Source organism: Streptomyces sp. NPDC059785 (genome assembly GCF_042732375.1).
Classification (GTDB): Bacteria; Actinomycetota; Actinomycetes; order Streptomycetales; family Streptomycetaceae; genus Streptomyces.
Window position 1 is genome coordinate 1 of record NZ_JBHWHV010000068.1, and the last position, 14,108, is coordinate 14,108.

At 72.6% G+C, this 14,108-nt stretch carries 11 protein-coding genes; 6 read left to right on the plus strand and 5 right to left on the minus strand.

The features are described from left to right. Positions 1 to 397 precede the first annotated feature (397 nt). The gene (locus ACFV6E_RS35875; protein ID WP_385170866.1) at positions 398 to 847 is read left to right on the plus strand and encodes a PTS glucose transporter subunit IIA; all 450 of its coding nucleotides are present in this window, start codon (positions 398 to 400) and stop codon (positions 845 to 847) included. A 77-nt stretch (positions 848 to 924) separates the two neighbouring features. Further along, a complete protein-coding gene (gene ptsP, locus ACFV6E_RS35880; RefSeq protein WP_385170863.1) occupies positions 925 to 2,595 on the plus strand; it encodes a phosphoenolpyruvate--protein phosphotransferase in 1,671 nt (556 codons plus the stop codon). Positions 2,596 to 2,685: 90 nt separating this feature from the next. On the opposite strand, the gene ACFV6E_RS35885 is transcribed toward ptsP, so the two are convergent. Both ACFV6E_RS35885 and ACFV6E_RS35890 read right to left on the minus strand, forming a co-directional pair. Then, on the minus strand, positions 2,686 to 3,576 hold the full coding sequence (locus ACFV6E_RS35885; protein WP_385170860.1) for a hypothetical protein: 891 nt from the start codon (positions 3,574 to 3,576) through the stop codon (positions 2,686 to 2,688). 28 nt (positions 3,577 to 3,604) lie between these two features. After that, positions 3,605 to 4,888, minus strand: a complete 1,284-nt coding sequence (locus tag ACFV6E_RS35890) for an MFS transporter (protein WP_385467410.1) — start codon at positions 4,886 to 4,888, stop codon at positions 3,605 to 3,607. A gap of 45 nt (positions 4,889 to 4,933) precedes the next feature. On the opposite strand from ACFV6E_RS35890, the gene ACFV6E_RS35895 reads away from it, so the two are divergent. Beyond that, positions 4,934 to 6,253: an aminotransferase class I/II-fold pyridoxal phosphate-dependent enzyme gene (locus ACFV6E_RS35895; RefSeq protein WP_385467413.1), complete on the plus strand. Its 1,320-nt coding sequence runs from the start codon at positions 4,934 to 4,936 to the stop codon at positions 6,251 to 6,253. Here the strand turns inward: ACFV6E_RS35895 and ACFV6E_RS35900 are convergent, their stop codons facing one another. Then, positions 6,254 to 8,236 carry an acetoacetate--CoA ligase gene (locus ACFV6E_RS35900; RefSeq protein WP_385467415.1) on the minus strand — a complete coding sequence of 661 codons (1,983 nt, stop codon included), beginning with the start codon at positions 8,234 to 8,236 and terminating at the stop codon, positions 6,254 to 6,256. Between the two features lie 213 nt (positions 8,237 to 8,449). Here ACFV6E_RS35900 and ACFV6E_RS35905 point away from each other — a divergent pair, with 213 nt between their 5' ends. Then, a complete protein-coding gene (locus ACFV6E_RS35905; protein WP_385467418.1) occupies positions 8,450 to 10,825 on the plus strand; it encodes a TIM-barrel domain-containing protein in 2,376 nt (791 codons plus the stop codon). Positions 10,826 to 10,833: 8 nt separating this feature from the next. Here ACFV6E_RS35905 and ACFV6E_RS35910 read toward each other — a convergent pair whose 3' ends face one another. Then, positions 10,834 to 11,370 (minus strand): NUDIX domain-containing protein, encoded by a 537-nt coding sequence (locus ACFV6E_RS35910; protein ID WP_385467421.1) that lies wholly within the window; start codon positions 11,368 to 11,370, stop codon positions 10,834 to 10,836. Between the two features lie 100 nt (positions 11,371 to 11,470). After that, entirely contained in the window at positions 11,471 to 12,283 is an 813-nt protein-coding gene (locus tag ACFV6E_RS35915) for a M15 family metallopeptidase (RefSeq protein WP_385467424.1), read from the minus strand. Between the two features lie 120 nt (positions 12,284 to 12,403). Here ACFV6E_RS35915 and ACFV6E_RS35920 point away from each other — a divergent pair, with 120 nt between their 5' ends. Both ACFV6E_RS35920 and ACFV6E_RS35925 read left to right on the plus strand, forming a co-directional pair. After that, a complete protein-coding gene (locus ACFV6E_RS35920) occupies positions 12,404 to 12,883 on the plus strand; it encodes a Zn-ribbon domain-containing OB-fold protein (protein WP_385170840.1) in 480 nt (159 codons plus the stop codon). After that, entirely contained in the window at positions 12,880 to 14,076 is a 1,197-nt protein-coding gene (locus ACFV6E_RS35925) for a lipid-transfer protein (protein WP_385467428.1), read from the plus strand. The genes ACFV6E_RS35920 and ACFV6E_RS35925 overlap by 4 nt, the downstream gene beginning before the upstream one ends. Positions 14,077 to 14,108 lie beyond the last annotated feature (32 nt).

A 14,108-nucleotide genomic window follows, 5' to 3' on the forward strand; every position in this document is an offset into this window, starting at 1 on the left:
CCGACTCTATCAGACCGTTTCCGGTTCCGATTTCCTCGGTGCTTTCCAGGTTTCCGCTCTCGCGGTTTCCTTTCCGGCGGTTCCGACTTTATCAGTAATTCCCCGGCTCCCTGACCACCGTCCTGCGCACATGCAGAACAGAACCCCGAGATAGGATCTGATGAGTTGGATGCTGCTGGGCGAGGGTGCGTGATCGCGCCGCTCAGCCGCAGGCAGGTCTTTGACTGTACATGGGTCCCGGGAGCGGGCGCAAATCGTTTCCGCTCTGCCCTACGGCGTGCAACCGGTCCTTCTCGCACGGAACCGGCAGGTCATATGACATACGCTGCTCAACAGTGCGCCGTCCGGGAACAGGTAGTGACGGCCCGTATGAATCTCCACCCCTGGGAGGCTTCCCATGTCCACAGTGACGTCCCCTCTCGCTGGGCGCGCCATCGCGCTCACCGCAGTGCCGGACCCCGTCTTCTCCGGAGCCATGGTCGGCCCCGGCATGGCGGTCGACCCCGCGCGTGAGTCCTCGGAGGCCGTGGCCCCCGTGGACGGCGTGGTCGTCTCGCTCCACCCGCACGCCTTCGTCGTCGTCGACGACGAGGGGCACGGCGTGCTCACGCACCTCGGGATCGACACCGTGCAGCTCAACGGCGAGGGCTTCGAGCTACTCGTGAACAAGGGCGACACCGTGACCCGCGGTCAGGCCGTGGTCCGCTGGAACCCGGCCGCCGTGGAGGCCGCCGGCAAGTCTCCGATCTGCCCCGTCGTGGCGCTGGAGGCCACGGCCGAGTCCCTCTCGTCCGTGCGTGAGGACGGCGACGTGAAGGCCGGCGACAGCCTTTTCGGCTGGCAGTGACGGCAGGTCCGTCCTGGACGGCCAGTAGGACAACCACCGCGGCGGCGGGACGCCCCGCACTACCGGAGACGGGTGAGATGGAGACAACGCTGCGAGGCGTCGGCGTGAGCCACGGTGTGGCGATCGGCGAGGTTCGGCACATGGGAACGGCGGTTCTCGAACCGCCTGCCAAGCAGATTCCCGCGGAGGAGGCGGAGCGCGAACAGGGGCGCGCCCGCAAGGCCGTGGAAGCTGTGGCGGCCGATCTGATGGCGCGCGGCAATCTGGCGGGGGGCGAGGCCCAGGCCGTGCTCGAGGCGCAGGCCATGATGGCCGAGGACCCCGAGCTGATGACGGACGTGGAGCGGCGGATCGCCGTCGGCAGCACCGCTGAGCGTGCCGTCTACGACGCGTTCGCAGCGTACCGTGCGCTCCTCGCGGGTGCCGGTGAGTATCTCGCGGGGCGGGTGGCGGACCTCGACGACGTGCGGAACCGCATTGTCGCGCGGCTGCTAGGGGTGCCCATGCCGGGTGTGCCGGACAGCGACGAGCCGTACGTGCTGATCGCCCGGGATCTGGCGCCGGCCGACACGGCGCTGCTCGACCCGGCGCTGGTGCTCGGCTTCGTCACCGAGGAGGGCGGGCCGACCAGCCACAGCGCGATCCTGGCGCGGGCGCTCGGTGTGCCCGCCGTGGTGGCGCTGCCCGGTGCGGGTGAGCTGGCCGAGGGCACGGTGATCGCCGTGGACGGCAGCACCGGCGAGATCTTCGTGGCACCCGGCGCCGAGAAGAGGGCGCAGCTCGAAGCGGCGGCTGCCGAGCGCAAGGCCGCGCTGTCCGCCTCCTCGGGTCCCGGTGCGACGTCCGACGGTCACAAGGTGCCGCTGCTGGCGAACATCGGCGGGCCCGCCGATGTGCAGGCGGCCGTCGAGGCCGGCGCGGAGGGCGTGGGTCTGTTCCGCACCGAGTTCCTCTTCCTGGACGACAGCAAGAACGCGCCGTCCGAGGAGAAGCAGGTGGAGTCCTACCGGCAGGTGCTGGAGGCCTTCCCGGAGAGCCGCGTGGTCGTGCGGGTGCTCGACGCCGGTGCGGACAAACCGCTGGACTTCCTGACTCCGGCGGACGAGCCCAACCCTGCGCTGGGTGTGCGGGGCCTGCGCTCGCTGCTCGATCACCCGGACGTGCTGCGTACGCAGCTCACGGCGCTGGCGAAGGCCGCCGAGGGGCTGCCGGTCTATCTCGAGGTCATGGCGCCGATGGTCGCCGACCGTACCGACGCGAAGGCGTTCGCCGACGCGTGCCGGGAGGCCGGGCTGCGGGCCAAGTTCGGTGCGATGGTCGAGATTCCGTCGGCCGCGCTGCGTGCGCGGTCGATCTTGCAGGAGGTCGAGTTCCTGTCGCTGGGCACCAATGACCTCGCGCAATACACCTTCGCCGCCGACCGCCAGGTGGGCGCGGTCTCGCGGCTGCAGGACCCGTGGCAGCCGGCGCTGCTGGACCTGGTGGCGCTGTCCGCGGAGGCCGCGCGGGCGGAGGGCAAGAGCTGCGGTGTGTGCGGTGAGGCGGCGTCGGACCCGCTGCTCGCCTGTGTGCTGACCGGTCTGGGCGTCACCTCTCTCTCCATGGGTGCGGCGTCGATTCCGTACGTGCGGTCGACGCTGGCTAAGTACACGCTGGCGCAGTGCGAGCGTGCCGCGGCTGCCGCGCGGGCCACGGACAGCGCCGAGGAGGCGCGGAACGCGGCTCAGGCGGTGCTGTCCGGCGAGTAGCCGACGGCCGGTGGCCGGTACGCGTGGCCGGCCATTGCTCTGCTTGCCGCCAGGGGCGCCCCATCCTCGGGTGGGGCGCCCCTGGCGCGTTCAGTGGGTGTGTCCGCTCGTCCGGTCCTCGTCCCCGAGGTCCGGGGGTGTGCAGTAGTCGACGCCGGATTCCGGGGAGACCAGGTCGCCGGATTCGATGTCGGTGCAGTAGGCGTCGAAGACCTCTCCCGCGGTGAGCGGTTCCAGGTCGCCGCCGCGCAGGCGCCAGCCGTAGACGCGGTCGGTGGTGCCGGGTGCGGTGGTGCGCATGACGAGGCCGCCGCGGGCGCTGGTGGCGATGCCGAGGGCCAGGACCGTGGTGAGTTCCAGGGCCGCGGTCTCGTCGAGGTGTGTGCTGTCCTCTGTGCTGGTCGAGTGGAGGACGGCGACCAGGCTCTCGGGGGCCGCCGAGACGCTGCACACGATGTGGCGTTCGCCGGGGTCGGCGGTCTCGAGGATGCGCGTGACGAGGTGCGCGGCGCGCTCGAATCCGGCTCGTCCGATGTCCTCGCCGCAGGAGGCGCAGTCGCCGATCCGGGCGAGGGCCGTGGTCGCGTACTCCCAGGTGGCCCGGCGGACGGCTTCGTCGACGAGGTCCGGGACCAGGGTGGTGAGGGGCTGGCCCTCGTACGTGACGGTCGGGCCCGTGGCGGCCAGGCGGGCGGTGAAGCGGGTGCGGCTGGCCGGGGTGTCCGGGTCCAGGCCGGCTTCGGCGCAGTAGTCGGCGTACTCCTCGGGGTCGAAGAGGGCCACCGCGGTGTGGCTGCCCTGGGCGGCGAGTGTCCTGAGGAGGGCTTCCACCTGTTTCAGGTAGGTGGTGTGGTCGTCGAAGGCGAAGGTGCGGTAGCGGCGCATGGCCGTGAAGTCGTGCTCGTCGGTGAGCAGGCCGATGGTGCCGGCGACTTCGCGGCGTAGTGCGCGTCGCGTGATCCGGTGCTTGGTGGCCGCCATGTTTCCCCCTGTGCTGTGCGCAGTCCGATCAATGCTCACTCAGAGTAGTCGCGGGCACTGACATCGCGGTGCGGGTGAGCCTGCTGCGGATCAGGCGGTGCTGAACGGTGCAGGTCAGCGCGATGGTCGAGCCGAAGAGGGCCCAGCCGGCGGGGCCGGTGGCGATGGCCGCGGTGACCGCCAGCGGTCCGAGACTGCGCTGGGCGGACTGCGCGAGGCCGTGGACTCCGAGGTAGGCGCCCTGTGCGGTGTCGGGGGCGAGGGCGAGGGAAAGTTCCCAGGAGACGGTGGCGTGCAGCATCTCGGCGACGGTGAACGCGATGGCCGCGGTGGTGAGGAACAGTGTCGCGGCGACGGGGCCGCCGGTCGCGGAGAGCGCCATAGCGGCGCCGCCCGCGGCGAAGACCGCGGAGAGCGGGAGCAGCAGGGCCCGGGCCGCCGCGGTGGTGGCGCCGAGCCGGGCCAGGGGGACCTGGCCCGCCACGACCATCACGTTGTTGAGCACCATGAGGAGCGGTGCGAGGCCGTGGGGTGCGGTGCTCTGGTGGGCGATCCACAGCGGCAGGCCCACTTTGAAGACGGCGTCGTCGAGGAAGAGGACCGTTTCGGTGGCGACGTAGGCGAGGTAGGTGCGGTCGCGCCAGGGGCTGGTCTGCCGGGTCTTCGGCAGGGGGTGTTCCGCGGACGCCACGGTGCGGGAGGGGGACGGTGGTTCACCGCAGCGGACGGTCACGAGGGCGGCGGCGACGAAGGAGAGGCCGTCGCCCATGAGCAGCCACCGGTAGGCGGCCGTGCTGCCGATACCGAGGGCGAGCGCCGCGACGAGGCCGCCCAGGGCCCAGCCGGCGTTGGCCACGGTTCTGTTGACGGCCTGGTAACGGACGCGTTCGGGGCCGGCGACGCGTGCCGCGTACAGCTTGGTGAGGACGTTGGCGGCCCGGTCGCCGAGGCTGCCGACGGCCGAGACGGCGAGCAGCAGGGCGTACTCGTCCGTGGTGAGCAGGGCGAGGGAGGCGGCGGCGCGCAGGAGTTGCAGGACGATCAGGACACGGGTGAGGGGCAGGCGGTCGGCGATGCGGCCGCCGAGTGGTGCGCCGGCGATGCCGATGGCCGCGGAGACGGCGACGAGCGTGCCGACCTCGGCGACGGAGAGCTCAGTGACGTAGGTGAAGTACAGGACGGAGACTGAGGCCCACAGGCCGCTGCCGGTCCGGTCGACCAGGGCGATCCAGAGCATTCTGCGGCCGTCGCGGCCTCCTGGTACGCGTGTCCACCGTGCCCGCCATGCGGTGGCGCGACGTGTGCTGCTCACGGCTCCCCCTTGCCTTCAGTTATGTACTGATACATAATTAGCAACGTGGCAACACAATATGCGATCAGTGGGACGACGGCCAAGGGGATTGCCGCGTCGGTGGAACAGGGCGTGGCCGACGGGGTGTTGGGGCCCGGCTTCACGCTGCCCCCGGTGCGCCGGCTCGCGGACGATCTGGGGGTGAGCCCGGGAACGGTCGCGACCGCCTACAAAGAGCTGCGGCGACGCGGGATCGTGGTGACGCGCGGGCGCGCCGGGACGGTGGTGGCCGCCAGGCCCGCGGTCGCCTCCCGCCGGCCGCCCAAGGTCCCCGCCGGGCTGCGGGATCTGGCGGGCGGGCACCCCGCCCCGGAACTGCTCCCCCACCTGGTGCCTCCCACCCGCCTCTCCCCGGGCGCGCGCTCGCACCGGAGCACGCCCCGGGTGGCACATCTCGAGGAGGCGGTGCGCGACTGGCTGGCGCCCGACGGTGTACCCACCGGCCATGTGACCTTCGCCCACGGTGCGCTGGACCTCATCGGGCGGCTGCTCTCCGTGGAGCTGCGTCCCGGGGACGCGGTGGCCATGGAGGACCCCGGTTACCACCATGTGCTCGATCTGGTCACGGCGCTGGGCCTGCGTACCGTGCCGGTCGCGGTGGACGACGCGGGTCTGCGCCCGGACGCGCTGCGCGTCGCACTGCGGGCAGGGGTGCGGGCCGTGGTGTGCAGCCCGCGCGCGCAGAACCCGTACGGCGGGTTCTTCACGGCGGAGCGCCGTGACGCGCTGGTGGAGGTGCTGCGCGAGGCGCCCGAGGTGCTCGTCGTGGAGAACGACCACGCGTCCGCCGTCGCGGGCGTCCCGCTGCACACCCTGACCTCGGGCGGTCCGGCGCGCTGGGTGCACGTCCGGACGGTGAGCAAGTTCCTGGGGACCGACCTGCGGTGGGCCGCGGCGGCGTGCGACGGGACGACCCTGGCCCGGCACGACGGCCGGCTGCTGCTGACCTCCGGCTGGGTCAGCCATCTGCTCCAGGAGACGGTGTACGCGCTGCTGGCGGACGGGAGCACGCGCGCGTTGACCACGCGCGCGCGGGACGTCTACGCACTGCGGCGGACGGCGCTCATGAACGAGCTCAGCGCGCGCGGGATCGAGGCCCGTGGGGTGAGCGGGATGAACCTGTGGGTGCCCGTGCGGGACGAGTCGGCCGTGGTGAACGGGTTGCGGACGCACGGCTGGTGGGTCGCGGCGGGGGCCCGCTTCCGGATCGCGTCCACACCGGGCGTACGGATCTCGGTCGCGGATCTGGAACCGGCCGACGCGGCGCGGCTGGCCTCGGACTTCGCCGCCGTCCTGGGCGAGGCCGAGGCCACCTACGGAGGCTGATCAGGCGCGCTCGCGGGCCAGCTCCTCGTAGAAGCGGAGCAGTTCCACGTTGTCCACGGAGCCGATATTGACGGCCTTCTCCAGGGAGGCGCCCTGGAGGAGGCGTTTGACGGGGACCTCGATGCGCTTGCCGGTGAGGGTGTGCGGGACTCCGGGGACCTCGATGACCTCGTCGGGTACGTGCCGCGGCGAGAGCTGCTCGCGGATGGTGCGCTTGATGCGGTCCAGGAGGGCGTCGTCGAGGACGGCTCCCGGGGCGAGGTGCACGAAGAGCGGCATCCAGTAGCCGCCGTCGGGCTGTTCGACCCCGATGACGAGCGATTCCCTGATCTCCGGCAGCCGCTCGACGGCTTCGTAGATGTCCGCGGATCCCATCCGCACGCCCTGCCGGTTGAGCGTGGAGTCGGAGCGGCCGTGGATGACGACGGAGCCGCGGGAGGTGACGGTGATCCAGTCCCCGTGGCGCCAGACGCCGGGATAGGTGTCGAAGTAGCTGTCGTGGTAGCGGCTGCCGTCCGGGTCGTTCCAGAAGCGGATCGGCATGGACGGCATGGGGTTCGTGACCACCAGTTCGCCGACCTCTTCGGTGAGGGGCTTTCCGCCGGGGTCCCAGGACTGGAGGTCGGTGCCGAGGCTCGGGGCCTGGAGCTCGCCGATGTGCACCGGGAGGGTGGGCACGGCTCCGGCGAAGCAGGAGCACACGTCCGTGCCGCCGCTGACCGAGGCGATCCACAGGTCGGCCCCGCTCGCGGCGAACTCGTCGTGCAGCCAGCGGAAGCCGTCGGGCGGCAGCGGCGAGCCGGTGGTCGCGACGCACTGGACCCGCGAGAGGTCGTGGTCCCGGGCGGGGTGGACGCCCGCCTTGCGGCACGCCATGACGTAGGCCGCCGAGGTGCCGTACAGGGTGGCTCCGGTGCGTTCGGCGACGCGCCACTGGGCGCCGGTGTCGGGGAAGCCGGGGCTGCCGTCGTACAGGACGATCGTGGTGCCCGTGAGCAGGCCGGAGACGAGGAAGTTCCACATCATCCAGCCGGTGGACGTGTACCAGAAGAAGCGGTCCCCGGGACCCAGGTCGCAGTGCAGGCCGAGCTGCTTGAGGTGTTCGACGAGGATGCCTCCCTGGGACTGCACGATCGCCTTGGGGAGGCCGGTCGTGCCCGAGGAGTAGAGCACCCACAGGGGGTGGTCGAAGGGCACCTGCTCGAAGACGGGCTCGGTGTCGGCGGACGTCAGGGCCGACCACTCCAGGGCGCCCTCCGGCGCGTCGGTGCCCAGCAGCGGGATGTGGACCACGGCGCGCAGGCTCGGCAGTTCACCGCGGAGCTGCGCCACGGTGTCGCGGCGGTCGTGCTTCTTGCCGCCGTAGCGGTAGCCGTCGACGGTGAACAGGACGACGGGTTCCACCTGCTGGAAGCGGTCCAGGACGCTGCGGGCGCCGAAGTCGGGGGCGCAGGACGTCCAGACGCCGCCGACGGCGGCCGTGGCGAGGAGGGCGACGACGGCCTGCGGCACGTTCGGGAGGTAGCCGCTGACGCGGTCCCCGGGGCGGACGCCGAGGGCGCGGAGCTCGCCGGCCAGGGAGCCGACCTGGCGGCGCAGCTCCGACCAGCTCACCGGGGCCGGCTCGTGGGTCTCGTCCACGTACAGCAGCGCGGGTTCGTCCGGGCGGAAGGCGGCGGCGCGCAAGGCGTGTTCGGCGTAGTTGAGGGTCGCCCCGGGGAACCACTCGGCGCCCGGCATGGAGCGGTCGCCGAGCACGCGCGCGTAGGGGGTGGAGAAGCGGACGTCGAAGAACTCGGTGACGGCTTTCCAGAAGGTGTCGAGTTCGTCGACGGACCAGCGGTGGAGTGCGGCGTAGCCGCCGTCCGCCGGGGCTCCGTGGTGCTCCGCCGCCCAGGCCTGGAACCTCGTGACCTGTGCCTGCGCGATGCGTTCCGGATCGGGCTGCCAGAGCGGCGACGGGTTCGCTGGGGACGAGGACATGGGGCGGCTCCCGGACTGTGCGCGTCGTGTGCGTCGGACGCGCACGGGCAGGGGTGTGCGCGTCACGCGGCTGACACGGACGATGCCATGTGATCGACTTCTGCACTAGGGCGTGCCCCACATAGTCCTCCACGTGAAGATGTGCGGGCGCCATGGGTGAACGGTAGTTGAACGGCTCGCACTTGCGGCGCCGTCAGTGGCAGGGTGAGCAGCATGGACGGTCGTGACCTGGTGCGTTCGGTGAAAGCGGTCGGTTCGGGGGGTGCCGCGCAGGGGTTGCGCACGGTGCGGGCCGCGTGGCGCAGGAGGCGCGCCGACGCCACCGGGTTGCCCGAGCGGGGCGGCGAGCGGGCACGGGTGCCCGGATCGGTGCTGGACGTGGAGCCCGGGCCCGGCGGCGGAGTCGTCCGGTTCACCCGTTCCGAGCTGCGGATCACCGTCGCGGCGAACGGGGCCGTCTTCTGGGGCTGGGACGGGGCCGCGCCCGAGCCGTCGTACGCGCTCGCGGGGCGCGGTCCCGAGGCCGATCCCCGGGCCGCCCTGGAGCCGGACAAGGACGGCGGCTGGCGGATCGTGGCCGAGCGGGTCACGGTCGCCGTCTCGCGCCACGGTGCGGTGGAGGTGCGTACGCCCGGCGGGGTGACCCTGCGCCGCGATCTGCCGCCCCGGTGGTGGGAGCCCGCCGACGGTGGCCCCGGGCGCTGGATGCAGCGCTCGGAAGTCGCCGCGGACGCCCGGTTCTTCGGGCTCGGCGGGCGTGCCTCGGGTCCGCGGCTGCGCGACGGCACGTACCGGCTGTGGAACACGGACCCCGGCCATGCGTTCGGGCCCGGTGACGACCCGCTGTACCTCACCATGCCGGTGCAGATGGTCGTGGCCGACGCCGCCACCCATCTGGCGTTCCACGACACCTCCTGGGACGGCACGGTGACGCTGCGGGAGGGCGAGGAGGGGGCCGGGTCCGGGCACGACCGGGCCGGGACCAGCGAGCTGCGCATGGACGGCGGCCCGCTGCGCTGCTGGGTGATGGTGGGCACCCCCGCGCGCGTGCTGCACACCTGGGCGGCGCTCACCGGAGCGCCCGCCCTGCCGCCGTCCTGGGCGCTCGGGCACCAGCACGCCCGGTGGGGCTTCGGCAGCGAGCAGGAGGTGCGGCGGATCGTCCGGGGCTACCGGGAGCGCGGGCTGCCGCTCGGCGCGGTCCACCTGGACATCGACCACTACGACGGGCACCGGGTGTTCACCGTCGACCGGGAGAACTTCCCGAAGCTGCCGGCGCTCGCCGAGGAGCTGCGGCGCGACGGGATCCGGCTGGTGTCGATCATCGACCCGGCGGTCGAGGCCGAGCCGGGCAACACCGTCCACGACAGCGGTGTCGCGGAGGACACCTTCGTACGGGACGCGGCGGGACGGCTCGTGGAGGGGGTCGTGTGGCCCGGGGAGTCGCTGCATCCGGACTTCACCGACGCGCGCGTGCGCAAGTGGTGGGGCGGGCTCTACGCGGAGCGGCTCGCGCAGGGCTTCGCGGGTTTCTGGCACGACATGAACGAGCCGACGTCGTTCACGGCCTTCGGGGAGAACACGCTGCCGCGGTCGGCGCGGCACGCCCTGGAGGGCCGTGGCGGGGACCATCGCGAGGCGCACAACGTGTACGCGCTGTGCATGGCCCGGGCCGCCTACGAGGGGCTGCGGGAACTGGCCCCCCATGAGCGGCCGTTCCTCTTCTCCCGCTCCGGGTGGGCCGGTCTGCAGCGCTACGGGGGCACCTGGTCCGGCGACGTGGCGACCGGCTGGCCGGGACTGCGGGCGTCGCTGTCGCTGGTCGTGGGTCTCGGCCTGTGCGGGGTGCCGTACTCGGGGCCCGACGTGGGCGGCTTCGACGGGAGCCCTTCTCCTGAGCTGTATCTGCGGTGGTTCCAGCTGGGCGCGTACCTGCCGCTGTTCCGTACGCACGCCAGTCTGCGCGCGGGGCGGCGGGAGCCCTGGGAGTTCGGGGAGGACGTACTGGGGCACGCGCGCGTGGCGCTCGTCGAACGGCGGCGTCTGCTGCCGTACTTCGTGACCCTGGCGCATCTCGCGCGGCGCACGGGCGCGCCCTATGTGCGGCCCGTCTGGTGGGGCGCGCCGGAGGACCGGGCGCTGCGCGACTGCGAGGACGCGTTCCTGCTGGGCGACTGTCTGCTGGTGGCGCCGGTGCTGGACCCGGGGAGGGAGCGCAGGACCGTGCAGCTCCCGCGCGGGCGCTGGTACGACACGGCGACCGAGGAGGTCTTCGAGGGGCCCGCCCAGATCGTGGTCGACGCCCCCTTGTCGCGCGTTCCGGTGCTCGTGCGCGCGGGGGCCGTGCTGCCCGTGCGGGGCGACGGCGGCGGCCTGGAGCTGGAGGTGTGGGCTCCGGAGCCCGGCCGTACCGGGTTCGGGGTGGTGGTGCCGGACGCGGGCGACGGCTGGAACGAGCCGGACATCGAACGCTTCACCGCCCACTGGGACGAGCAGCGGGTCGTCGTCGAACGGGAGGGCCGGGACGGCGGCGAGGGGCCGGACGAGTCCCCGTACCCGGTGCGGATACGGGGACTGTCGGCACACTGAGCGGGCCGTCAGACGTAGCGGCCCTCGAAGAACGCGCGCGCGGCCGCCGTGTGCAGCGAGAAGGCGAGTCCGGCCGGCCGGCGCAGCAAGTGCCAGCCCGCCGTCTCGTCCGTGGCGGCGGACGGCGGCAGGTCGGCGGCCGGGCGTTCGGGCAGCAGCCCGAACAGCAGCAGATGGCCGTCGGGAGAGCTCATCGCGTCGGCGAGGCGGATGTCCCGGCTCGCGGCGTCGATGCCCGTCTCCTCCTTCAGCTCGCGCGCGACGGCGTGGCGCCAGTCCTCGCGGTCGTCGATGAACCCTCCGGGCAGGGCGACGCCCCCGCGCGCGGGGGAGATCGTCCGGGTGATGACCACCAGGGCGGTGCCTTGGGTGTCATACACGGGCTGTAGAGCCACCGCGACGGGCAGCGGGTTGCGGTAGGCGACCGCGCCGCACGCGGCGCAGGTACGGGGCCAGCCGGAGACACCTGCTCCGTAGGGCGCTCCGCAGCTCGAGCAGTGCGAGCCGGGTGCGTGGCCGGCGGTCTGATCATGGGTCACGGACACGCCGCGGACTGTATCCGATCACGCGGAAGGCGTCGCCAGGGGTGGCCCTTCGAGCCGTCGGCGCGACGGAATCTCGGCTCCAAGGGCCCCTGGGCGGCGGTTATCGGCGTGCCGGGGCCAGCGACTTCCGGGACACGGGGAAGTCGAAATAGGTGTCCGGGTACGGCTCGGGCTTGTACGTGTAGTGCCACCACTCCTCGGCGAGGTTCACGAAGCCGAGGTCTTCGAGGGTGCTCTTCAGCAGCAGGCGGTGGGCGCGCTGTTCACCCTGGACGCGCGGGTCGAGCGTGTGCGCCAGGGTGTCGAAGCAGTCGAAACCGGTGCCCATGTCGACGGAGTTGTCGGGGAAACGCTCGTCCCGGGGCGCGTAACAGGGGACGAGGGGCTCCCCGGGGCGGTAGGGCCGGGTGGGCCGCGCCGGGAGCCGCACGATGGTCAGGTCGGCCGTGGACCCGCGGCTGTGCCCGGACTTCTCGGCGATGTAGCCGTCCTCGAACAGCCGGCTCTTGTCGACCTGCGGGTAGAACTCCGCCTTCATCGCCTCGTCGTCGAGGTCCTCGGCCCAGCGCACGAAGTGGTCCACGGCGCGCTGCGGGCGATAGCAGTCGTACACCTTGAGGCTGTAGCCCTGGCGCAGCAGTGTGCGCTGGGCCCGGTGCAGGGCCTCGGCGGCGGGCCGGGTGAGGATGCACATCGGCTGCCGGTAGCCGTCGATGTGCGCGCCCACGAAGTTGTGCGGTGTGAAGTACCGGATCTCCTGGAGGATGGTCGGGTCGACGGATCTCAGGGCCACGAAGTCCGCGGGGGCCTTGGGGGCGGTCTCCGCCCGGGCGGTGGCGGAGACGGAGGTCACGGCGAGGAGCGCCGCGAGCGTGGTCATCAGTCCCCGTACTGCGGTGGAGAGTCGTGTCATGTCCCCTGCGTCTATCAGGCCCGGGTTCCGCCTGGGAAGGCCGCGCAGGGCCCTGCCCGGCGAGCGCGCCCCGTGCCACACTTCTGACGTACCGTCAGACGACGTCGCACTGGAGGGACCGTGCCGCGCACACGTACACCCTTAGTGACCGGATGGTTCACCGGCGACGGGGACGGTTTCCGGCTGCTCGGCACGCGCTGTTCCGCCTGCGCGGCCGTTTTCTTCCCCCGCGAGGACCTGAGCTGCCGGAATCCGGACTGCGCGGGCGGTGATCTGGAGGAGGTGCCGCTGTCCCGGCGCGGGCGCGTCTGGTCCTACACCGACAGCCGCTACCGGCCGCCGTCACCCTACGTGTCCGATCCGGAACTTCCGTGGGAGCCGTACACGTTGATCGCAGTGGAGCTGGCCGCCGAGTGCATCGTGGTGCTGGGACAGGCGGTTCCCGGGGTCACCGTCGCCGACCTGGCGGTGGGCATGGAGGTGGAGGCCGTCCCCGGCGTGCTGAGCGAGGACGCGGAGACGGTCTGGACGACATGGCACTGGCGGCCGACGGGGGGTGGCGCGGTGAGGGACGACCGGCACAAGGGGGTGGAGGCATGAGGGGGGACGTCGCCGTGCTCGGCACGGGCATGCACCCGTGGGGCAAGTGGGGACGCGGCTTCGTGGCGTACGGGACGGCGGCCGCGCGGGCGGCGCTGGCCGACGCGGGGCTCGACTGGCGCGCTGTCGGCTCCGTCGTGGGGGCCGCCACGGTACGCGGCGGATATCCGGGTCACGTGGCGGGGGCGACGTTCGCCAGAGCGCTGGGGTGGCAGGGCGCCCGGGTGACGAGCGTGTACGCGGCCTGCGCCTCGGGGGCGCAGGCGATCGCCACCGCGCGGGCACAGATCCTCGCGGGGCTGGCGGACGTGGTGCTGGTGGTGGGCGCGGACGCGGCGCCCAAGGGGTTCTTCCGCCCGGCGGGCGGCGACCGGCCCGACGACCCGGACTGGCTGCGGTTCCGGCTCCTCGGCGCGACGAATCCGGCGTACTTCGGGCTCTACGCGCGCCGGCGGATGGCCGTGCACGGCGACACACTGGAAGACTTCGCGCAGGTCAAGGTGAAGAACGCCGCCTCGGGGGCGCTCAATCCGCTCGCCCGTTACCGCAAGCGCGTCACCGCCGAGGAGGTCGCCGCCTCCGCGGTCGTGGCGGACCCGCTGCGGCTGCTCGACATCTGCGCCACCTCGGACGGCGGCGCGGCCGTGGTGCTGTCGAGCATGGAGTTCGCGCGACGGCACGGGGCGGCGGACCCGGTGCGCATACGCGCGGTGTCCACGGTGACTCCGCGGTATCCCAGGACCCAGCTCGACCTGCCGGACATCGCGACCGACTCCGCGGTGACGGTGGCGGACCCGGGGGCCGCGTGCGCCTTCCGCGCCTCGATCGCCCGCGCGGCGTACGAGGAGGCGGCCCTGGGACCGGAGGACCTGTCGCTCGCCGAGGTCTACGACCTGTCCACGGCGCTGGAGTTGCAGTGGTACGAGGATCTGGGGCTGTGCGGCGAGGGCGAGGCGGCGAAGCTGCTGAGATCCGGGGCAACGGCGCCGGGCGGCCGCATACCCGTGAACGTCAGCGGCGGGCTCGCCTCCTTCGGGGAGGCGGTTCCGGCACAGGCCATAGCCCAGGTCTGCGAGCTGACGCGGCAGTTGCGGGGGGACGCCGGGGCGCGTCAGGTCGAGGGCGCCCGGGTGGGCATCACGGCCAATCAGGGGCTTTTCGGACACGGGTCGTCCGTGATCGCCGTCGCGTGAGCGCTGCCGGTTGAGCGCCGTCAAGTGAGTGT